23 protein-coding genes are annotated in these 22,385 nt (G+C 45.8%); 15 read left to right on the top strand and 8 right to left on the bottom strand.

Features of this window, described 5'->3' with window-relative positions:
• Positions 1–417 precede the first annotated feature (417 nt).
• The 15 genes from MADE_RS04055 (at position 418) to MADE_RS03985 (ending at position 14,346) form a co-directional block, all read left to right on the top strand.
• Positions 418–1,083 carry a response regulator gene (locus tag MADE_RS04055; RefSeq protein ID WP_012517328.1) on the top strand — a complete coding sequence of 222 codons (666 nt, stop codon included), beginning with the start codon at positions 418–420 and terminating at the stop codon, positions 1,081–1,083.
• Position 1,084: 1 nt separating this feature from the next.
• Complete coding sequence (locus tag MADE_RS04050; protein WP_012517327.1) at positions 1,085–2,374, top strand: sensor histidine kinase; 1,290 nt, start codon at positions 1,085–1,087, stop codon at positions 2,372–2,374.
• A complete protein-coding gene (locus MADE_RS04045) occupies positions 2,358–2,717 on the top strand; it encodes a cupredoxin domain-containing protein (protein WP_012517326.1) in 360 nt (119 codons plus the stop codon). Before MADE_RS04050 ends, MADE_RS04045 begins: the two co-directional genes overlap by 17 nt.
• Positions 2,707–3,468 (top strand): hypothetical protein, encoded by a 762-nt coding sequence (locus MADE_RS04040; protein WP_012517325.1) that lies wholly within the window; start codon positions 2,707–2,709, stop codon positions 3,466–3,468. The genes MADE_RS04045 and MADE_RS04040 overlap by 11 nt, the downstream gene beginning before the upstream one ends.
• Positions 3,462–4,166: a hypothetical protein gene (locus tag MADE_RS04035; RefSeq protein ID WP_012517324.1), complete on the top strand. Its 705-nt coding sequence runs from the start codon at positions 3,462–3,464 to the stop codon at positions 4,164–4,166. The genes MADE_RS04040 and MADE_RS04035 overlap by 7 nt, the downstream gene beginning before the upstream one ends.
• A gap of 90 nt (positions 4,167–4,256) precedes the next feature.
• A complete protein-coding gene (locus tag MADE_RS04030) occupies positions 4,257–4,994 on the top strand; it encodes a glycosyltransferase family 2 protein (RefSeq protein WP_012517323.1) in 738 nt (245 codons plus the stop codon).
• A complete protein-coding gene (locus tag MADE_RS04025) occupies positions 4,984–5,661 on the top strand; it encodes a TVP38/TMEM64 family protein (RefSeq protein ID WP_012517322.1) in 678 nt (225 codons plus the stop codon). Before MADE_RS04030 ends, MADE_RS04025 begins: the two co-directional genes overlap by 11 nt.
• Positions 5,662–5,666: 5 nt before the next feature.
• Positions 5,667–7,469, top strand: coding sequence for an ArnT family glycosyltransferase (locus MADE_RS04020; protein ID WP_041912821.1), 1,803 nt, complete (start codon positions 5,667–5,669; stop codon positions 7,467–7,469).
• A gap of 116 nt (positions 7,470–7,585) precedes the next feature.
• Positions 7,586–8,329: a thermostable hemolysin gene (locus MADE_RS04015; protein ID WP_012517320.1), complete on the top strand. Its 744-nt coding sequence runs from the start codon at positions 7,586–7,588 to the stop codon at positions 8,327–8,329.
• The gene (locus MADE_RS04010; RefSeq protein ID WP_012517319.1) at positions 8,319–9,833 is read left to right on the top strand and encodes an AMP-binding protein; all 1,515 of its coding nucleotides are present in this window, start codon (positions 8,319–8,321) and stop codon (positions 9,831–9,833) included. The genes MADE_RS04015 and MADE_RS04010 overlap by 11 nt, the downstream gene beginning before the upstream one ends.
• 3 nt (positions 9,834–9,836) lie before the next feature.
• Positions 9,837–10,508, top strand: coding sequence for a TenA family transcriptional regulator (locus MADE_RS04005; RefSeq protein ID WP_012517318.1), 672 nt, complete (start codon positions 9,837–9,839; stop codon positions 10,506–10,508).
• Positions 10,509–10,573: 65 nt separating this feature from the next.
• The gene (locus MADE_RS04000) at positions 10,574–11,419 is read left to right on the top strand and encodes an SDR family oxidoreductase (protein WP_012517317.1); all 846 of its coding nucleotides are present in this window, start codon (positions 10,574–10,576) and stop codon (positions 11,417–11,419) included.
• 15 nt (positions 11,420–11,434) lie between these two features.
• The gene (locus MADE_RS03995; protein ID WP_012517316.1) at positions 11,435–12,136 is read left to right on the top strand and encodes a tetratricopeptide repeat protein; all 702 of its coding nucleotides are present in this window, start codon (positions 11,435–11,437) and stop codon (positions 12,134–12,136) included.
• 188 nt (positions 12,137–12,324) lie between these two features.
• Positions 12,325–12,972: a tetratricopeptide repeat protein gene (locus MADE_RS03990; RefSeq protein ID WP_012517315.1), complete on the top strand. Its 648-nt coding sequence runs from the start codon at positions 12,325–12,327 to the stop codon at positions 12,970–12,972.
• A 207-nt stretch (positions 12,973–13,179) separates the two neighbouring features.
• A complete protein-coding gene (locus MADE_RS03985; RefSeq protein WP_012517314.1) occupies positions 13,180–14,346 on the top strand; it encodes a hydroxymethylglutaryl-CoA reductase in 1,167 nt (388 codons plus the stop codon).
• Positions 14,347–14,431: 85 nt separating this feature from the next.
• Here MADE_RS03985 and MADE_RS03980 read toward each other — a convergent pair whose 3' ends face one another.
• The 8 genes from MADE_RS03980 to MADE_RS03945 form a co-directional block, all read right to left on the bottom strand.
• Complete coding sequence (locus MADE_RS03980; protein WP_012517313.1) at positions 14,432–14,800, bottom strand: YbaN family protein; 369 nt, start codon at positions 14,798–14,800, stop codon at positions 14,432–14,434.
• 311 nt (positions 14,801–15,111) lie between these two features.
• Complete coding sequence (gene mazG / locus MADE_RS03975) at positions 15,112–16,077, bottom strand: nucleoside triphosphate pyrophosphohydrolase (RefSeq protein ID WP_012517312.1); 966 nt, start codon at positions 16,075–16,077, stop codon at positions 15,112–15,114.
• Positions 16,055–18,238 carry a GTP diphosphokinase gene (gene relA, locus MADE_RS03970; RefSeq protein WP_012517311.1) on the bottom strand — a complete coding sequence of 728 codons (2,184 nt, stop codon included), beginning with the start codon at positions 18,236–18,238 and terminating at the stop codon, positions 16,055–16,057. The genes mazG and relA overlap by 23 nt, the downstream gene beginning before the upstream one ends.
• 12 nt (positions 18,239–18,250) lie before the next feature.
• Positions 18,251–19,699 carry a 23S rRNA (uracil(1939)-C(5))-methyltransferase RlmD gene (gene rlmD, locus MADE_RS03965; protein ID WP_012517310.1) on the bottom strand — a complete coding sequence of 483 codons (1,449 nt, stop codon included), beginning with the start codon at positions 19,697–19,699 and terminating at the stop codon, positions 18,251–18,253.
• 150 nt (positions 19,700–19,849) lie between these two features.
• Entirely contained in the window at positions 19,850–20,230 is a 381-nt protein-coding gene (gene acpS, locus MADE_RS03960) for a holo-ACP synthase (protein ID WP_012517309.1), read from the bottom strand.
• A gap of 17 nt (positions 20,231–20,247) precedes the next feature.
• Positions 20,248–20,985, bottom strand: coding sequence for a pyridoxine 5'-phosphate synthase (pdxJ, locus tag MADE_RS03955; RefSeq protein ID WP_012517308.1), 738 nt, complete (start codon positions 20,983–20,985; stop codon positions 20,248–20,250).
• 185 nt (positions 20,986–21,170) lie between these two features.
• Positions 21,171–21,875, bottom strand: coding sequence for a DNA repair protein RecO (recO, locus tag MADE_RS03950; RefSeq protein WP_012517307.1), 705 nt, complete (start codon positions 21,873–21,875; stop codon positions 21,171–21,173).
• A 123-nt stretch (positions 21,876–21,998) separates the two neighbouring features.
• Positions 21,999–22,280: a hypothetical protein gene (locus tag MADE_RS03945; RefSeq protein WP_012517306.1), complete on the bottom strand. Its 282-nt coding sequence runs from the start codon at positions 22,278–22,280 to the stop codon at positions 21,999–22,001.
• Positions 22,281–22,385 lie beyond the last annotated feature (105 nt).

Below are 22,385 nucleotides of genomic sequence, written 5' to 3'. Positions count from 1 at the left end.
TCTGAACACCAGAAATCACCTTAAAATCAACACAAAGACCCCTTCGAGCCGGCTGATTCTTCCACCTTCCCAAAGGTGGGCGTAACTGGGCAGGGCGCGAATTATACAGGAATTGACATAAATGCGAACCCCTAAGAATAAAAAATATGGATAAAATTTGGTCATGGAAAAATCACATAAAAATCTATGACCACTTTAACCATTCTACTTAGCGTTGACGAGACAACAGTTGAGCACTAATCAGTGTTTAACGTTCGCAGAAACGGGAAGTAAGTAAAGAAAGCTGGCTAACTAACAAATAAGCTTTCGTAACTTTCACTAAAACAGTAACTTGTCTGCCCGCACAATAGAGTTCTTAAGGTTTTCTTAAGTTTTCTGGTATACACTTTTACGGATCTCATATCGTCGAGTGTTTGAATGCGAATATTATTGGTTGAAGATGACAGGCCTTTATCTGATGCGTTAGCCTTGTCCCTTAAAAATGCAAACTATGCTGTTGACTGCGTTTATACAGGTGCAGACGCAATGACAACCCTTAGTATCGGGCAAACCGATATCGTTGTTCTTGATTTAGGCTTACCCGATACAGATGGTTTGAATGTGCTTAAATCGATACGCAAAAAGAATGCGACACTCCCGGTATTAATTCTTACTGCACGAGATAAAGTATCCGATAAAATCTCTGGGTTAGACGCAGGTGCTGATGATTATTTACCAAAACCGTTTGAAATTGATGAACTACTCGCCAGATTACGCGTTCTTGAACGCCGCCTAGGTACGGCTTCTCAAACAATTATTACGATTAAAAATGTGAGTCTTGATACCGCACACCACACGTTGACAATCGATAATGAGACCATCCACTTACCGAGACGCGAGCTTATGGTACTTAAAGCGCTTGTAGAAAATGCCGGGCGCGTATTGAGCAAAAATCAACTCGAAAACAAACTTTATGAATGGGGCGAAGAAGTAGCAAGTAACACAATAGAGGTTCATGTGAGTCATTTGCGAAAAAAAATGCCTGATAATTTTATCAAAACCATTCGCGGCGTGGGTTACTGTATATCTAAATCGGGAGAATGAGTTGTCGTCTATTCGCCGTTTTCTAATCCTTACACTAATCAGTGCTCTCGTATTGGTGATTTTTAGCGCAGCCCTTCATGGCTATCGCGCGACTCTAAATATCTCAAGTGCACTTTTAGACGACGAATTGATTGAACTCTCCCACGCCATTGCTTACTTCGATAGTAATCAACAGGAAGAAGAGCATGAACTGTTGTTTCAGATTTGGAAGAGGGGCGAACTAATAAGCACCTCTTCGGCTGAACTCACTACCCCAATAGCCGCCTTCACACCCGGTTTTTCTGAAGTCAACGCGTTAGGCACTCGTTGGCGTGTGTTTGCTAAGTACCAGGAACAAACTGCCACTTGGTACATGGTCGCCCAGCCGGTAAGCAACCGCTTTATGCTTACCGATTCACTCACCGTAGCGGCCATTACCCCTTTCATATTGAGTGTGCCTTTACTCGCTCTTATTCTGTTCTTTGGCATAACATGGGGCTTGTCACCTTTAAAACATTTATCTAGATTGCTAGCAAAGCGAAAAGGAAACGACTTTTCTGTCATTGCAATGCATAGAGAACCAAGTGAACTTACACCTGTGGTTTCCACACTGAATACCATGTTCAATCGTCTTAACGCTGCATTTGAGCGTGAACAACAGTTTGCTTCCAATGCGGCGCACGAACTTAGAACGCCTTTAAGTGTTATGAAAATCAATATTCACAACATCGCAAACGAATTGGGCGAAAAGGGTGAAGCACTTAAAACACTTAAGGCTGATACTGACAGAATGATCCACGCAGTAAACCAGTTTCTCTTGCTAACGCGAACAAGCCCAGAGACCTTTGTTGAACAACGAGAGCCTATTAATGTGCACCATGTCGCTCAAGAGGTTATTAGTGACCTTTATGGAAAAATAGAAAATAAAGCACAGGAAATTGCGCTGGAAGGAGATGAGGTTTGGCTTCAAAGCTCGCAGTTTATGCTATATACGCTGCTTCAGAATTTGGTAAGTAATGCGAGTAACTATTCGCCTAAAAATGCGCAAATTTTAATTAAAGTAGAATGTCATCACCGTGGTGTCTCATTAAGTGTATGCGATTCTGGCCCTGGCATTCCCGCTGATCAACGACCTGAGGTTATAAAACGGTTTCAAAGGGGGCCTACGAGTAAACCCACTTCGGGGAGTGGACTAGGTCTCGCAATTGTTGCGCAAGTTGTTGCTTTACATAATGCAGAACTGACACTGCACGAAAGCTCGATGGGCGGTTTAGAAGTAAGGGTGAATTTTTCAAATGACTTCGTACTTTAAGTCATCCCTTGCCTTTGCCTTTTTTGCCTGCCACGTACCAAGTGCCTGGGCGCTACCTGAGGTTGTAGTTGAAATTAAATCACATTTGTTTTACCCCCAAGAAGTCACTGTTCCAGCTGGGCAAAAGGTAAAACTTACTTTTATCAACTTTGACAATACACCAGAGGAAATCGATAGCTTCTCTTTAAACAGAGAGAAAGTGATATTTGCAAATAGCAGAGGCACCATATTTATCGGACCGCTCACACCAGGAGAATACCCCTTCTTCGGAGAATTTCATCCCAACACCGCAGTGGGTAAAGTGGTAGTGAAAAGCGCAGAGGACAATCAATATGCTCATTAATACTGTTGTGCTTTTTCTGCGTGATACGTTACCTATTTTCTTACTTATTAGCGTGCTGTTGGCCCTACCTCGCGTTTCCGCGGTCACTCTCTTATGGCGTTTGTTTGCGCTTATATTTATCGCATTATTGACCTATCCAAAGCTGGGCGTGGTGTCAGAATTTTACGAAGGCGCAGGATTTGAACTTCTTAAGACGTTATTATTTTTTATTGCGTGGATTGGCATGTGCTTTCTCGCGTCATCCGGCACATCGAGTTCATCATTGCTTAGCATTGGAATCTCGCTGCTCGTATTGGGCATTGGATTACCCAATTCGCTGCACTTTTTAGTTTACTTCATCTCTGAACTGACGAGAAACAGCGATAGCACCTTGCTATTTCTGGGAACCACTATTGGGCTTGGTATAAGCATCAGTATTGCTATCTTGCTCAATATTTTTCTCACTCAATTTGTTAGTTTAAAAACAACGCATTTCTTTGTTTCTGTTTTTGTTGCAGCGCAGGCAGCCAATATCGCTTTATTATTGGAGCAAACCGATACGTTTCCCTCGCCAAACCAACTTTGGGATAGCAGCGAAATTGTGAGCGATAACAGCGAATACGGGCACTTGCTTAACGCGCTTGTTGGCTATGAAGCCACGCCCTCTTTAAGTTATATCGTTGTCTTTTTGATTGCTTTGATTGTCCCTAATCTCATCACCTTTTTGTGTATAAGACAAAGGTCTACCCCTCTCAAGGAGGCCGCATGTTAAAACGTGCTTTTTTCTCCTTAATCACGTTTTTGTTACTGTTTGCCAGTCAGGCACGCGCAGATAACTTTACCGTCGATAAGGTATATCATCCTTACGTTCTGCCGTTTGAGCGAGAATTCGAATGGCGCCTAACATCGAGACAAAACGACGATGGAAATGTACTAATGCAACGTTTTTCATTCGGGCACGCACTTTCCGAATTTTTAATTTTAGAGGCCTATGTGGTAGGAGCGCGTGATGAGAATGAAGATTTTCGCGTAGAGGGTTACGAATTAGAACTACGTTGGATGATGACCGAACAGGGACAGTATTGGGCTGACTGGGGCACATTGTTTGAGCTTGAAAAACAACACAATACTGATGACTGGGAAGTAAAGGCTGGCTTGCTGACTGAAAAAGAGTTTGGTCAATTTAGCCTTACCACCAACATTACCGTCGTTTATGAATGGGGCGAAACGGTTGCTAACGAATGGGAAAGCGAATTTAAAGCCAAGTTTAGATACCGCTGGCTTCCCGAAATACAGCCTGGCGTTGAAGTTTATGTTGCTGAGGATTTTATTGGCGTAGGTCCAGCTTTCATGGGCATAAAGCGTTATGACAGACAGAAGCAGCTAAAGTGGGAACTGGGCTTTATAGCTGGACTAAACGGCGACAGTAAAGATCACACACTTCGCATGTCGTTGGAATACGAATTCTAGTGTAAGTTTGTACTTTAGCGCCCAACTTAAGCTTCCCTTAAGGTTCGACTTATAAAGTGCACGTCATTCGATGATTTACCAAATATTCTTATGCGCCAGTTTGACGTCAGTGTTGTTTTACCTGCTAAAAATGAAGCCAAAAACCTTTCTGCTTTGTTGCTAGAAATTTCAGAGGTGGTCCCTAATGCAACAACAGAAATTATTGTTGTAGATGATGGTAGCAGCGACGAATCTCTATCCTTACTGCGTAACCTTTCAAGCACCTTGCCGGTAAGTTGTCGGGTCATCGTCCATCCTATGAGCTGCGGTCAAAGCACTTCGGTTTTTCACGGTGTTTTGCAGGCAAAAGGAAAGTGGATCATCACCCTTGATGCTGATGGGCAAAACGATCCTGCTGATATACCGCGACTTATTCGCGCAGCTAAAGAAACTAACGCAGCGCACTTCTGCGTTATCGGACATCGTAAGAAGCGAAAAGATACCCCGTGGAAGCGATTTCAGTCTAAAGTTGCCAATCGTGTTCGCCAGTGGATCCTACAGGACGACACACCAGACACGGGCTGTGGCTTGAAGCTACTCCCAAGAAGCACCTTTTTACTTTTACCCTACTTTGACCATATGCACCGATATATTCCCGCTTTAACTAAAAGGCTTGGGGGAAAGGTGGTATGTGTATCGGTCAATCATCGCGCGCGTTTAGAAGGTAAATCAAATTACACAGCGTGGAATCGTGGCTGGGCAGGGATCATCGATATGCTTGGCGTCAGATGGCTAATGTACAGAAACAAGCTTAATCACATTGTCAGCGGAATGGGTCATGAAGACTAATGTTCGCCGCCTCAAAAGCTTCATACAGTTTTTCATCGGGGCAGCTAGCATCGCGCTTATCTGCTATGTGTCGCTAGAGGTCACTGGTGAAGTATGGAAGCACGGTGATGATACAGATTGGTTGAATGCCTATATTTCAAATTTAAATTGGCAATCGCTGTGCATGATACTGGGTGGTTGTGTTGTACTTTTAACCATGGGTTTTCCCCGTCAGGCTGTCAGTTTTTTTTGCGGAGTGGGCTTTGGCGCATTGCAGGGAGGATTAATTGCCTTGTTGCTAACGGTATTGTCTGCATGTGTAGCCTACGCATTAGCAAATGGCCCTCTGCGCTCACTCGCCGTCCGTCTTTTAGGTTCAAAATTAAAACCTGTTGAAAACAAACTGGCCAAGCGAAGTTTTCGCAATGTGTTAATTGTTCGTTTATTCCCTGTAGGCTCAAACTTAATCACAAACGCCGTCGCGGGTGTGCTAAGCGTTCCGTTTGTCCCGTTTATTCTGGCAAGTGCAATCGGCTTTGCGCCTCAAACTTTTTTGTTTACCTTGCTTGGAAGCGGTTCTCGATTTGTCAGTTCCCTTGAACAGCCTTTACAAATTGGTGGCTTAATCATTAGCCTTCTTCTACTTCTATCCTTATCAGGCATTTCTCGTAGGAGTGAGCCGTCGTGAGGCTTGTGCTTAATTCAAATAGCCATGCATCTACCCTGTTCTTTTTTGCCTGTGCTCTGATATTTGTTGGTCTGGGTTTCAGAGATGCTTGGCCCCCCGATGAGCCTCGATTTGCCTTGGTCGCAAAAGAGATGGTGAACAGCGGACAGTGGCTTGTGCCCATGCGCGGTGGCGAAATTTATCCAGACAAGCCTCCTGTGTTTATGTGGTGTATTGCCTTCTTTTACCTTATAACGGGTAGCCTGAAGGTGGCTATGCTCCTGCCTAACGCTATCGCAAGCCTTGTCACTTTGGGGTTAACCTACAAGCTATCGCTAAGACTTGCCAGTGAAAAAGCGGCAATGTTGAGTATGCTCGTACTTCTACTGAGCCCTCAGTTTCTTATTCAAGCCAAATTTGCTCAAATAGATGCCCTTGTCGCCTGCTTTATCTGGATTAGCGTCTACGGACTCATTCAGCACTTTTATGTGCATGTTAATTGGCGGTGGTACTTTGCAGCATGGTTCTTTATGGGGCTTGGGATCATAACCAAAGGCGTTGGCTTTTTACCTGTTCTTTTATTTATCCCCATTGCATTTTTCGCATTTACCAGCGGCTCACATCGCGGCAAGTGGTCATTGCGCATGTTGTTTGGCCCCTTAGTCATGCTATCAGTTGTGGCGATGTGGCTTGCACCTCTACTTTATCTTGGTTTGATAAAACAAGATCCTCAAATACAACAATACTTGTCGAACATTTTGTTTAAACAAACGGCTGAGCGATATGCCAATGCCTGGCACCACATAGAGCCCTGGTATTACTATATTGTTGAAGTTATTCCTGTATTTTGGATAACTCCAATTGCCATACTTGTATCAAAAGCTAAGTCGTTAAAAGATGCACTTACTCACAACCACGCTTACTCATCCTTGTTGATATGGGTAATATTGGTTGTCATTTTCTTTAGTATCAGCCCAGGTAAACGTGGTGTTTATGTTCTACCGGCACTGCCTGCGTTGAGTATGGTTGCAGGCCTGGTACTTGCGAATTCAACTGTATCAAGAGGGTTGGTGCTTTTTGCGCGCGCAGTTACTTCGTTAATCTCTGCCGTTTTATTGATTGCTGGCTTAGCACTGCTATTTCACGAGCCCACCGCTGTTAAGCTGATGACGCGCTTTGACAGCGACAGCGAAACCCTTGTTCGTTTAAGCATAGTATTACTTGTACTCGGTTTCGCTGGGCTTTGTACTCATATTGTCTACTATGTTTACAATAAAAAGCGCAACGCAGGGGATGGAGAATTACTCGCCCGCCAATTACTGGCATGGCTTTTCATTTTAACTGTAATTCCTTCAACATTCGGTGCATGGCTGCTAAATGACTACCGTACTCCCCGTATAGTCCTTCAAAATGCAGAAAGCCAAATAAGTAATATGTTGACGAAGGATTCAACTGCCTTCGAGGTAGGGATAGTCAGCTTTAAAGAACAGTATTTGCTTTATTCACCCTTTGAAATGGCTCATTTTGGTTACCATACCCCGAAAGAAGTAGAAAACGGTACAGCGTGGGCTTGGCTGGCTAATACTTCCGAGCCTTCCCGCGAGCAGACAAAGGTTTCAGGCCAGCGGGTTAGACCGCCAATGCGTCAACGCTTTTTGTTAGTTCCAAGTGACTACAAATTTCAATGTGCAGACTTATCACAAGCCACTTCACTGGGCGTAGTCCACCGTGACGAATGGTTATTGCTTCCTGCCACTGCTGCGAGCGCTACCTGTGATTTACCGGCTAACGGCCCAGTTTTTAATAGCTATGACGGCTCAAGCGATTAATTAGCTTGGGCGTTCTTAACATTTTGGACTGACATTTATAAAAGTTTTTCCCACTTAAGGTTCTCTTAAGGTCTCGCGTAAATACTCATAACATCGCAAAACCAATGAGCATGTTTATGAGTCACGTTTTAGCTTCAGTTCCAACCCAGGTTGCTAGTCAGCAACCTGCGATTGTCTCAAAGGAAAAGCCCGCTATAACCTTTATCGCGGCAAAACATGGACATAATGCCCGCCGCCGTATTGAAGCGTTTATAGCGAGTGGTTTTAAAGCTCGCTACAACGCACGAGTGACTTCCTTTATGCCTATGCTGTTTGCTCTTGACGCTAAGGGAGTTAAAGCCGCCGCAGGCGCAAGATTTGCCGCCTATGATGGTCAGTATAATTCTCTTTTTATAGAGCAATACCTTAACACTTCGGTAGAAACTGCCCTCACCTTACAAGGGATAACCGTAAACAGAGCGCATATTGCTGAAGTTGGTAACCTTTTTAGCAGTGCATCGCGCTATACCCTCCCCTTGTTATTTGCCCTGTTCTTCGTTTTAAAACGATGTGGTAGCAAATATCTGGTTTTCAGTGCGACCTCACAGCTCACCTCTTTACTCATGGGCACGGGTATTCAACTCCTCCCCCTTGTTAAAGCAGATGTGTCAAAACTTAAAGGGAATGGCGATGATTGGGGCACCTATTATGACACCGCTCCTCAGGTTACTGCCCTGTCGCTAAATCACGTAACCCAACACATTATTGGCTGCCCTGAACTTAATGCTCATTACCAACGTGCAATTGAGCTTATTTCCGCAAATGTGGATGCGTTAACGCAAAATACCTGCACAAAAAAGGAAACAGCGTATGTTGCTTAATCAGTATATAAATGGGCACGATAATGACGTTGCGCTTAAATGCACACACGGTTCAATAACTTACCGCGCCCTTTTGAGCGCCGTCGAGAACCTCGCAAGCTGGATAACAAACCACAATGCCGAGAGGGTGGGCATTGCCTTTGACAATAGCTTTGCATGGGTGATTGCTGATTTAGCCTGCCAACAGGCTGACGTCTGCTGTGTCCCAGTTCCGTTATTTTTTAGCACTTCCCAACAAGAACATGTATTAAATGAGAGCCAGTGTCACTTTTTATTGACCAATCGCGGTGGTGAACTAAGTGAGTGGAGTGAGTCACCGACTGTTATTGATTGCGAAAACGACATTGTCGCTCATTCACTCAAACATGACTCTCGTGTATACACACCTGTAGGTACTAACAAAATAACCTTTACTTCTGGCTCTACGGGCTCACCGAAAGGCGTGTGCCTGTCAACTGAATCGCAATGGAAAGTTGCCCATTCTATTGAGCGTGCTGTTCAACCAGAAATAGTGAACCACCTGTGTTTACTGCCATTGTCTACCCTGCTTGAAAATATTGCAGGTGTTTACACCCCTCTGTACCACGGCGGCACCGTTTATTTAGCCACGGCATCTGAGCGCGGATTTCGAGGAAGCAAACTCGTCAATCCAAACGCACTGCTGTCACTGATAGACCGCGTTCAACCATCGTCGGTGATCTTGGTTCCCGACTTGCTAATGGTGCTAGTACAGGCATGTAATCAGGGCTGGACACCACCTTCATCACTAGTGTTCATTGCTGTTGGCGGTGCGCATGTAGCGCCCACTTTGCTGGCGCAAGCTCAAGCGAAAGGACTACCAGTATTTGAAGGTTATGGCTTATCTGAAGCGGTATCAGTATCAACATTGAACACGCCCAATTGCAATACGATGGGCAGTGCCGGAAAAACGCTTGGTCATAATCAACTGCACATCGAAGAGGGTGAAATTGTAGTTACAGGCAACCACTTTCTGGGCTATCTGAATCAACCTTCCTCATTTTATCCAACCCAAGTCAGAACCGGCGATTTAGGCTTTTTTTCTGACAACACACTTACGCTGAATGGGCGTATAAAAAACATAATGGTGAACAGCTTTGGCAGAAATGTATCACCAGAGTGGATTGAATCTTTATTGCTGGGAACGGGACTGTTTAGGCAGGCTTTGGTGTATTGCGAAGCTAAACCCTACTGTGTCGCGCTCCTCGTACCCGCTTCCAATACTATTTCTAATTCACAGATTCAAAGCACCGTGGCGCTTATCAATAAGCAGTTACCTGACTATGCGCAAGTTGTTAGTTTCGCCACCATCGGTCTTTGCACGCCAGAAAACCAACTGCTTACCCCAACGGGAAAACTGAAACGTGACGCAATAATTACCCGCTACGCGACTGACTTAGACATGCTCTACCAGAGCCAAGATCAACACCAGTACAGCGTTCAAAGCACAACAGCATTTTCTTCTCAATTTGTTATCAAGGAATAATTTATGAATTTCTATCAGCAACTTCAAAGCAACACCGAACATGCCAGACAGTCATTCTTACAGGCGCCGATTATACAACGCTGCTTTAACGGTGATTTTAACCTAAACGACTATATTGCCTTTCTTCAACAGGCCTATCATCACGTTAAGTTTACTGTTCCACTGCTTATGGCTACAGGTGCCAAACTCAACGAAGATAAGGAATGGCTAAGAGAAGCAATTGGTGAATACATTGAAGAAGAAATGGGTCACCAGGAGTGGATCCTTAACGACCTTGCAGCCTGTGGCGTTGATAAAGAAAAGGCGAGGAATAGTCAGCCTGCACCCGCCACCGAATTAATGGTTGCCTATGCTTTTGATGCAATAGCTCGCAAAAGTCCACTGTATTTCTTCGGCATGGTATTCGTTTTAGAGGGCACAAGTATCGCGCTTGCCGACGCCGCTGCAAAACAAATCAAAGACAAGTTATCACTGCCTAAATCAGCGTTTAAATACCTTACCTCTCACGGTGCGCTAGACCAAGAGCACATTGTTTTCTTTGAAGGGCTTATGAACAAAATTACCGCCCCCAAAGAGCAACAAATGATCATTCACAGCGCGAACATGTTTTATCGCTTATACGGAGATATCTTTCGCGAATTAACACCCGAACACGGCTTGGAACAGGTTGCTTAAATTCAAGGGTTTACCTCTGGTGCTTATCTCCTGAGGTAAACGGCTAACACGTTAAGGTAAATACAATGAATATTGAGTGGCGTAATCAAGTGGTGCTTCTTACAGGTGCTACTGGCGGTATTGGTAAAGCAATAGCCAAGGCGCTTGATGAAAAAGGCGCGCACATTATCCTAACTGGCAGAAGTAAGGCGAAGCTCGAACAGCTGCAACAAAATTTAACCCTTCATCATACCGCCGTTATGGCTGACATTACGTCAGATGAAGGCAGAGATAGAGTAGTAAGTGCCTGCCAACGACTTCCTTTAAGTATTCTGGTTAACAATGCCGGCATTACCTATGTTGGCGAGTTTGTGGGCACCCCTATCGAGTCGATTGTGTCGACAAATATGCTGGCACCCATGCTACTAACCCAACGCCTGCTGCCGTTACTAGAACGTAGACCGTCTGCGCACATTGTGAATGTAGGCTCTGCTTTTGGAGGTATCGGTTTTGCTGCGCACGGAACCTACTGCGCAACTAAATTCGCGTTGAAAGGCTGGACGGAAGCCATGCACAGAGAATTCAGCGATAGCAAAATCAAATTTCATTATCTAGCGCCACGTGCAACGCGAACCGACATAAACGACCAACGCGCTATTGCGCTAAACGACGCATTAGGCAACCAGACAGACGAACCTGATGCAGTAGCACAAGCATTTATTAAACAGTTAGAAAACAATTTGGCAAGAGTGGCGCTAGGACGTGCTGAACGCTTTTTTGCCAAACTTAACGCGCTAGTTCCCAGTGTTGTTGACAACGCGTTGGCAAAAAAACTTCCAATAATTAAACGCTATGCCTTTCAAAAATCGCGATCACAAGACAAACAAACCAGCGCTCAAAACGATACCCGCCTGGGTAATAAGCTGATTTAACACGAGGACATTACTATGAAGAAATTAACCACGCTTAGCACCACGGTAATTCTAGGACTCGGTCTGGCATTAAGCCATACGGCTATGGCTCAAGCTAACGAGGTCACAGAAAGTACAGCGCCGACATCTGCCTTAAGTGAAACAGCAACCAACCCGTTAAAGACACTTCAGCATCAGTGGGCACATATTAACTATGAACTTGATGATGCAGAAAAGGAAAAAGCATTCGTCGCCCTTATTAATACCGCTAAATCTTTCGTTAAGGCAGAACCCAACAACCCTGAACTATTGATTTGGCAAGGCATAATTCAATCCAGTACAGCCGGTGCCAAGGGCGGACTTGGTGCTCTGGACTTCGCAAAGGATGCTCGTAAGAGTTTTGAACAAGCAATGCGATTGGACGAAAACGCACTCTCTGGCTCTGCGATGACCAGTCTAGGTGTGCTGTATCATAAACTTCCGGGCTGGCCTATTAGTTTCGGTAGCGACAAAAAAGCTGAGAAATTGCTAAAGCATGCGCTTGAAATAAACCCTGACGGAATAGATCCCAACTATTTCTACGCCGAGTACTTGTTCGATAATGGAAAATATGAGCAAGCGCTCAAGTTCGCCAAGAAAGCGCTCGACGCCCCAGCGCGCGCTGATCGTCCTATTGCAGATTCAGGTCGCAAAAGAGAGATCGCTTTATTGGAAGCGAAAATAGCGAGAAAAAGTTAGTCACCCCAAAGGTATACAGGGAAAGGCAATGCTCTTATTGCCTTTCCATTTTCAACAAGTATTAGATTTTCACTGCAAATACCGTTAGATTAGCCGCCGATTCAACGATAATTCATGAAATTACTAACAATTTCTTCGAGTTATCTCGTTTATTCCTAACTACTTCTATTTTATAAAGGCGACTTTTCATGCAGAAAAAGAATTTCTTCTCTCCTTTTCTATTCATCCTTATTACTACGTTGTCGATATCTACGGTTCATGCAAGCACCCCTGATTTACTACCGTTACAACACGCGTGGGCAAAAGCGAACTATAAGCTTGAAGGTAAAGCCCAATTAGAGGCATTTTCTGCACTGATTGCGCAGGCGAAAGTGTTAGTCGAGCAATCAGAAAATAGCGCTGAAGCACTGACCTGGCTAGCTATCTCTCAATCAAGTACTGCAAGTGCGAAAGGCGGTTTAGGTGCCCTGGACTTTGCTGAAAGTGCGAAGGAAAACTTAGAACGTGCCATTGAAAAAGAGGAAGCGGTATTAGAGGGGACGGCACTCACTGTATTAGCGGCACTTTATCATAAAGTACCAGGCTGGCCAGTTAGCTTTGGAAGCGATAAGAAAGCAAAACAATTATTTAAGCGCGCATTGGAAATTAACCCAGAAGGTATGGACCAAAACTTCTTTTATGCTGAGTTTCTTTTCGACGATGGTGAATACGAAGAAGCCCAAGGTTTTTTAATCCGTGCTCAAAACGCGCCTGAAAAAGCCAACCGCCCTCTAGCCGATAAAAAACGCAGAGAAGAGATTGCTATACTTCAGGCAAAATTGGATAAAAAAGCATAGTATCATTTGCTTTATGCGGGGCTATCGCGCGTCGCTTATGAGTTCGAAATAAGCAACATCCTCGCTTTTTGCGTGTAGAAAGGTGAATTTAACGCCTTTCTACATAAACAGCACATACATAGGTGGCACTTATCCTCATGTATAAATTGTAAACAGTTCTCATTCGGTATCAGCACTCCTATTATGGAAGAAAAAAGGAGTGGCCTAATGCCTAAAATCCCACGTTCTTCAGACAACGACTATACCCATGATATGAGCCAGACCCGCCGTGAGTTTATTGCCCGCGAGACAGGCACTCAGTTAAACCACTTAGGGCACTACTCCATTCCGCCTGAAACCTTATCAGGCAACATAGAAAACTTTGCCGGCGTTGCACAGGTACCTATTGGCTTTGCGGGCCCAATGTTAGTAAACGGAGAGCACGCAAAGGGGGAGTTTTACGTTCCGATGGCGACGACAGAAGGCACGCTAACAGCCAGCTACAGCAGAGGTATGCGCTTAACGAGAGAGGCAGGCGGTATTACTACGACGGTTATTGATGATGCTATGCAGCGAGCACCTATGTTCGCGTTTAGCAATGCCAGAGAGGCGTTAGCGTTTGGAAAATGGGTAGAGCAAAACTTTGAAGCCATTAAACGAGCCTGTGATAGTACCACCAGCGTAGGCAAACTAAGGGATATTGAGCAATATGCTGCATCTAAGCTACGCTGGCTTAGATTCAACTTCACCTGCGGCGATGCCGCTGGTCAAAACATGGTGAGCAAAGCCACGAAAGCAGGCTGCGAATGGATTCAAGCGAATTACCCCGGCGCTATCGAGCATTTTGTCTTAGCGGCGAACCTAGATACCGATAAAAAGCACTCTCACTTAAACTCGCTACATACCAGAGGAAAGCGCGTTGTCGCTGAGGTCACTTTACCCAAGCAACTTATGACAGACATTATGCACTGCCCACCCGAAGCTTTGTTTAAACAGCGCCAATATTCGAACATGGGCGCGCTGATGGCCGGTAGCGTTAACAATGGCGCCCACTTCGCTAACGGCATTACCGCCATGTTCATCGCTTGCGGGCAAGATGTTGCTAACGTAGCTGAGTCGTCAGCGGGCTTCACCTACGCCGAGATCACGCCAAATGGTGACTATTACTTCTCGGTCACCATTCCATCGTTAATTGTGGCTACGTATGGCGGTGGGACGGGCTTGGCAACCCAAAATGAATGTTTACGCGTACTTGGCTGTACACAAAGAGGTAGCGTGAATAAGTTTGCTGAAATTGTTGCGGCGACTGTGTTGTGCGGCGACCTATCTTTGGGTTCTGCTGTGGTCGCGGATGAATGGGTGAGCAGTCACGAGCGACTAGGTAGGAACCGTTAGAACTAGCAGGTTAGTCGCAGCACGATTACCGTCAAGAAAGGGAAAGCATGCGTGAGCAAAGATTTAGTGGGTACTGATAACAATACTAAACGGCTGACATACTGGGGCGTGTAACCACAAAGTACGCGCCTACTCCCATAAACATCGCAATGCCTATATAAGCGGGAATGGGCATAGATGCAAATAGACAAACAAGAATAAAGCTTATCAACATGCTGCAGCAGGCAATGCATTTCACTTTTTTCGATATTGCCCCGTGCTTGCGCCACGCAACCAGACTCGGGCCGTATTTGGGGTGCTGAATTAGCCAACTTTCAAGGCGCGGTGAAGATTTTGTAAAACAGAAAAGCGCACCTATCAAAAATACTGTGGTTGGCATTACAGGTAAGAAGGCTCCGACAATGCCTAGAAGCGTTAAAAACAATCCCAGCGTTAAATACAGTACTTTTTTCATAAAACAGTCACGCCCAATCCAGTCCAACTCCGTGGTAAGTGTTATGACACAACACCGGCTACGCACATTTCCAACGTGCTATTTTTATACACAGATTATAGACAAAATGGATCTACATCCCTTTGCCATAAATCAAACCTACTTAATAACCATACGCCAAAATAAAGAAGTTTCCATCTACATTAGGCTAATTCGGTAGGGTTAGCATTAACCCATAGCGCATCTCAGCATTGCACTACGGGTTTACTGGCATGAAAAATGACGAGTGAGTTTATGAATAAGGTGTGTTTTTAGTTCGCAAGACGTGCAAATCACTTAGCACTTGAAGACTGCTTGACCTGCTGCCACAAAGCTTCCATTTCATCTAAGGTCAATGCGTCAAGCGTCTCGCCTTGCTTTGCCGCCAAACGCTCTACACCTTTAAAACGGTTAGCGAACTTGTTACTGGCGTTTCGAAGTGCGGTATCAGCATCTACCTTGCAGTGTCTTGCCAAGTTAACCATAGCAAAAAGTGCATCGCCAATTTCTTCTTCTATGGCATTTTGATTGTCGTGAATCGCTTCGCCATCGGACGTGCTATTGACATGCTGCGACGCTTTTTCGGCAGCGGTTTCTGCTCGCTGCTTATAATCTAATTCTAGCTGAATCTCTTCCACTTCCTCGCGCACTTTATCAATTACAGGTGCGACATCAGCCCAGTCAAAACCTACCTTTGCACAAGCTTTCTGTAGCTTTTGCGCATACATGAGTGCCGGCATGCCTTTGGGAACGCTGTCTAGAATACTGGTTTCTGCGGCTTGAACACGTTGCTCAGAACGCTGCTTTTTAAGCTGTTTTTCCTGCGCTTTAATCGCATCCCACTGTGCGTTTAAGGCAGTGTCGCTGAGTCTTGCTCGCTGAAGCGCTTCGCCGCCCTTTTCACTGCCTTTCCCATCATCGACAGACTGCGCGCCAAAAACATGCGGGTGGCGACGCACTAGCTTGTCGCTAATGCTTTGCGCTACATCGTCAAAAGAAAATGCGCTAGACTCACTGGCGATCTGCGCGTAGAACACCACTTGAAACAGTAAATCACCCAACTCATCTTTAATGTCGTGCATATCACCGCTGGCTATAGCATCAGCCACTTCATAGGCTTCTTCTATGGTGTAGCGAGTGAGGCTTTCCATGGTTTGTTTTACATCCCACGGACACCCAGATTCCGGATCGCGCAGCTGCGCCATAATTTCAAGCAGCCGCTGCATTTCGCTAAGCCTAACTTTGCTTGCGTTTTGCATCAGTAATGCCTTTAAGCTGTCTTAATCTTGTCAGTACTTTTGATACTGTTTCTAAATCCTGCACTTCAATGGATATCGTGATAAGCGCCGTTTGCCTGTTTTTATCACTTAAGCTATTAACCCCTAGTAGCGGGACGTTTTCATTGGCAAGCACAGTGGTAATGTCACGCAGTAAACCATTTCTATCATGGCAGAATATGTCTATGCCGGTTTCAAACCCTACTTTAAGTTCTTCTGACCAGTTAACCTCTATCTGACGCTCAGGGTGCTGTGACAACAAGTGCTGCAGCTGATCGCAGCTCTCTTTATGAACGCTAACACCTCGCCCTTGCGTGATGTAGCCTAGGATAGGCTCGCCGGGCACAGGCTTACAGCAATTGGCTAATTGGCTCATTAAGTGGCCCACGCCCTGTACGACCACCGCATCTTTTTTGCCCGTCCCCGCTGCCGTTTTACGGGTTTTCACCTTAGGACTTATTTCTGGTTCTGGCGCTGGCGGTTCCTGAAGGTGATGGATAAAGTTAATCACTTGCATAACCCGCACGTCGCCCGCGCCTACGGCAGTATATAAATCGTCAAGCGTTTGCAGCTTAAACTTCTCGACAGCCTCGTGTGGCACTTTGGCGGGTAAATGGGCCCGCTGTAATTCACGCTCTAAAAGCTCTTTACCTGCAGCAAGGTTTTTGTCCCTGTCCTGCTTTTTAAAGTACGAGTGAATAGTGGCTCTAGCCCGTGATGAGTGCACGTAGCCGAGGCCGGGGTGCATCCAATCTCGACTAGGGTTTGGCTCTTTACCCGTAAGCACTTCTATTTGATCGCCGCTTTGCAGCAAATAAGTAAAGGGCACTATACGCCCATTCACTTTAGCGCCAATGCAGCGGTGGCCCACATTACTGTGAATGTAATAGGCAAAATCAAGAGGCGTAGCACCTTGTGGCAAGTCAATCACATCCCCTTTCGGCGTAAACACATACACCCGGTCGTCGAACACTTGGCTGCGAAGCTCTTCAACTAAATCGCCAGATTCAGCCACTTCTTCTTGCCACGCGAGTATGCGACGTAACCAGTTTATGCGCTCGTCATAGCCCGACTGTTTACCCGTGCTGCCTTCTTTGTACTTCCAGTGGGCCGCCACGCCTAGCTCTGCGTCCTGATGCATTTTCTGAGTGCGAATTTGAATCTCAACCGACTTACTTTCAGGCCCAACGATAACGGTATGAATCGACTGGTAACCATTGGGTTTTGGGGTCGCGATATAATCGTCGAACTCGTTAGGTAAATGCTTGTAGCTAGCATGCACCGTTCCTAGCGCTGCGTAACAATCCTGTAGCCGCTCGGCAATAATGCGCACCGCGCGAATATCAAATAGCTGTTCAAACGTAAGCCGTTTTTTCTGCATTTTTTTCCAAATGCTGAAAATATGCTTAGGTCGACCGTATACCTCAGCACGGATTTGCTCTTTGTCTAGCAGGCCTTGAAGGTCGTCAACAATAGCATTGATGTATTCGGCGCGTTCTCTGCGCTTTCCGTCTAACTGTTTTGCGATTTGTTTATAAGTAATAGGGTGCAAGTAGCGAAAGGCGAGGTCTTCAAGTTCCCACTTTAACTGGCCAATGCCTAGGCGGTTTGCCAACGGGGCGTAAATGCTAGCGCATTCTCGAGCCACCATAACGCGGGTTTCTTCATCCGCTTTTTTAACCTGTTGCAGTGCGCAAATGCGCTCGGCCATTTTAATAACCACCGCACGCACGTCTTCAACCATGGCAAGCAGCATGCGGCGAATGCTGTCAATGTGCTGTTCGTCTGACTTTTCTGCAAACCCAGACCCATTTACTTTGCGGGCATGTAAAGACTTAATAGCGTCCATTCTGCGCACGCCAACAACCAGGTCGCGAATTTCGCCGCCGAATTCTTCATGAATGTCGTCTTCGCTTAGCGCGTGCTGTTCGCAATAAGGAAATACTAAGGCGGCCTGAAGCGTCGCGTCGTCCATATTGAGCTGACACAGAATCTCTACCATTTCCTGACCGACTAACAAGCGCTCAGGAATAGACGATACAGCGCTAAGCTTGTCTTTCGTTTCTGCGTGTAAATTCAGGCTGTCTAGCCACGCTTCGAAGGGTGGCCGGTCGGCTTCGTGGACCTTTCTTGTCGATACCATATCCGTTACTCGTTACTGCTGCCTTTGCGTAAACAAGGCCATCATTTCCATGTGATGGGTGAAGGGGAACATCTCTGCTACGCCCGCTTTTTCCATTTCATACCCCCCGTTTATCAACACTTTTGCGTCTCTAGAAAACGTGCTTGGGTTGCAAGAAACATACACTATCGTTTTTGGTAGTGCTTTTACAAGCGCGTGACAAACCGTCAAGGCTCCCTCTCTTGACGGGTCGAGCAATACTTTATCAAAACCCTGCTGCAAAGACGCTTCGACGTTAGCCTTATTGGCCAAGTCTAAATGCAACCACTCAACGTTTTCAATGCCCTGTTGCTGTGCATTATCTTTAGCACGGAGCACCATCTCTGCAACCCCTTCAATTGCCTGTACCAAGGCGCCCTTTTTCGCAATAGGCAAGGTAAAATTCCCTAAGCCGCTAAACCAATCAGCGATACGTTCATTAGGGCGCGGGTCTAGCCATACTAAAGCCTGATTGATCATTTTTTCGTTAACCACTTTATTAATTTGTATAAAGTCGTTAGCACTGGGGGAAATTGAGCAGCCGTCAACGGTATGCATAATTAAGCCCTGAGCTTCCCCTACACTGCGCAGGCGACCTTGCTTATTTTCAAGCACCACATCTAAACCGAGAGCTTTAGCAAAAGCATCTACCGTTTCGATAAGCGCATCTTCTAGTGCCTTAGTGTGTTTAATAACTACTTGCGCCCTGTTGTCGCCAGCAATAAGACTGATATGCCCAATATGGCGCGCGCTATCATACCCCTCTAGCGCATTACGCAACGGGCCTATAGCCGTTGATAGTGGGTTAACGAGTATAGGGCAGGTGTCAAGGTTAACTACTTTGTTGCTGTTGGCCTCTCTGAAACCCAATTTAATATTATCTGGGTTGCGGGCATCAATAGCTAACCGCGCTTTCCTGCGATATTGAGGGCGCGGTCCTACCAGTGGAGCTTGCCAAACGCCACTACCTATAGAAAGCTGACGCTCCATCATAATTTTAAGCGCGTTATCTCTGTACGCTAACGCAGCGTCGGCATCAATATGCTGCAACTGACAGCCACCGCAAGCTTCAAATACCGGGCAGAAGGGGGGTTGCCGCAATTCGCTTGGCCCTTGGATGCTAATTGTTTTAGCACTAACAACCTTCTTTTTGCTCGATACCACCTCTATGTCACAAGTTTCACCGGGTAGTGCACCTTCAACGAAATACATCGTAGCGCCGCGAGCCACGCCCTGTCCCATCCAATCTAATTCCTGGATGGTTATGGCATTATTATTGGCGTCTTGCGCGGTATTGTGTTCTTTTGATTGCTTGCTTTTTTTAAACCTAAGCCCGGCGACTTGCGCATTCGCCCTAGCACTTCCCTTCGTGCTCGTCTGAGTTTGGGATGGGGTTGTTTTATTTTTTTGCTTAGCGCGAGACTGTTTAAAAAGGTTTGCCAAGGGCGACTCCGGATACCTGTATTGACGTAATTGGGTGTAAATAGGGTCTGTTGACCGTTGATATTAGCCCACAGAGACTAAGGCTAAACCTACCTTGTAGGTAAAAGCGCCGCGTATCGAGAACGCTGCGTAACGAAAAGCTGCACTTTTCTATACTGTCTCTAGTATAACGGTGGCCACCGCATAATGCTGCTCATCTGAAATACTCACCACACTTCGCGTAATCCCCCTGGCTTCACACATCGCTGCGAACTCGCCAGAAAAGTGTAGTTCTGGCGCGCCAAGGTTATTGTTGCGTACTTCAATATGCTGCCAGCTTATGCCGTTTCCTATGCCCGTCCCTAACGCTTTCACCGCCGCTTCCTTTGCTGCAAACCGTTTTGCTAAAAAACGTACCGGTCTTGCATGTTCGCAGAACTGTTGCCATTCAGCAGGTGTAAGCACCCGCTTTGCCAAACGTTCGTTGGCGGTATCGCCTTTTCCAAGACGCGAAATCTCAACAATGTCAGTACCGAGCCCTGCAATCGCCACGTTTTATCTTACCTTTATTAAATGCCCGCTCGCGCTTCAAGCATTAGCTTACGCATATCGGCAACGGCTTTGTGCAATCCGTCAAACGCCGCCCGTGCAATAATGGCGTGGCCAATGTTGAGTTCAATAAGCTGAGGAATAGCCGCTATCGGTTTCACGTTGTGATAGTGAAGCCCGTGTCCGGCGTTAACTTTCAGCCCAAGGCTATCGGCGTATTCGATACCTTCTACTAAACGCGCAAGTTCTTCTTGCTGCGCTTCTTCACTGGTGGCTTCTGCATACTGCCCGGTGTGAATTTCAATGTAAGGCGCATTACAGGCAGCGGCAGCGTCAATTTGCGCTTTGTCGGCATCGATAAACAGAGATACAAGAATATTTGCATTGGCAAGCCTATCACACGCCGCTTTAATATTATCGACGTTACCCGCGACATCAAGCCCACCTTCTGTGGTCAGTTCTTCGCGCTTTTCAGGCACTAAACAACAAAAGACCGGCTTCACTTCTTCAGCAATGGCTAGCATCTCATCAGTTACTGCCATTTCTAAATTCAAACGGGTATTGATAGTTTGCGCTAAAATGCGTACGTCGCGGTCTTTAATATGCCGGCGGTCTTCACGCAGATGAACAGTTATGCCGTCTGCCCCAGCTCTTTCTGCAATATCTGCAGCATGCACTGGATCAGGGTAATGGGTACCGCGCGCATTGCGAAGCGTTGCGATATGGTCGATGTTAACGCCTAATAAAATCGTGCTCATTTCACCACCTAGCATGTAAGGGCATGGACAATTGTACCCTTCATATAAAAATTTCTATTAACAACGGGGTCACGTCGTTTCAACGTGCGGCAATTGTAGCAAATTTTTTTATCTAAGGTGTCGATTAAGCGCTTGTGTTACGAGAAAATAATCCGGCAAACAGCGACGATACGTTAGGGTTTTCATTAGCGCGGTTTAGTCATAAAGAGTTCACGACTTTTTAACGGCTTGTCCCCAATAAGCGGCTTGAGTAAATCGCGACACAGTACCTTTGCGACCTTTTTGCTCAATGGTGTGAATTCCCCCTGAGATAGGCTAAGTAATGCCGTACCGGGAATTCCTCTAGCCCCTACTACATCATCGGGAATCTGTATAAAACCGGCGTCTAGCTGGAAGTGATAGCGACCGTTTTCTTCAATAGGCATTTCGTATTCAACATCACTGGTGAAATCAGGAAGCAACCCCATTTCATCAAGAAGAGCAAACTCTAGCTGCCGTAACGTCACTTCAATGTCAGCTTCATCTCGCAACGCCAAAAGCGCAGCTTCATAGGCGCTATATACTCCATCACTGGCTAGCCCCTGGGGCATTATTCTATTGGTCAACTCATTGACATACATTGCACAAAATAAAGCGGTGCCAGTGAGGGAAATTGACGGCGCTACACTTTCCACGTGACGTAAATTCTTTAAATCAGATTTACCACTTAGCTGCAGGCGCAAATGCTGAAAGGGTTGAAGCAGGCTCTTTTTATCAGACTTGCTGTTTTTTACCCCCTTTGCGACGGCACTTATACGGCCTTCTTCTAACGAGAAAAAATCAACAATATAGCTGGTCTCCCTGTAAGGGCGTCTATGCAATACATAGGCGTTTAACCATTCGTTATTCATTGTTGCTCTCTGTAATAGTAGGGGGTTATAACAAGGCCGTTTATGTTTAACCGGCGGGATCATTCGCTGTCAGCTTTAAAAGCAAAGCACAGGAAGGCTCAAGCCAGCGGTGGGCGCGCCGTGCTAACTGCGCTTAATACGTACTACCTTCATGGTTTCAAACTCTATGCCCGCCACATCTTCTACGTGCCGATAGTAAGTGACGTTAACCCGCGCGCCTTTTAGACTCTGGTATTGCTGCTTACGCCGGTAAATAAACGGTACATCAATACCTTCCAACATAATGGTGTGGCGAACCCAATCACTGTCCTTCTCTTCCCGCTGCACGTGAGAGATCACTTTAGCATTGTCTGTCTGGTTAAGTTGTTTGTGTTTTTCAACCAGCTTTTCTCTTTCGCTCTTCACCGTCGAATTACCTATTTACCTTACTTTCTACCCACACTCATAATATGTGCAATCTTTTAACTTACCGGTTTTATTTGCGCACAACCCAGCCCATCGGCCCGCCAG

Origin of the sequence: Alteromonas mediterranea DE (assembly GCF_000020585.3) — a bacterium.
GTDB classification, from domain to species: Bacteria; Pseudomonadota; Gammaproteobacteria; order Enterobacterales; family Alteromonadaceae; genus Alteromonas; species Alteromonas mediterranea.
This window is presented reverse-complemented; position numbering and strand designations above follow the sequence as displayed.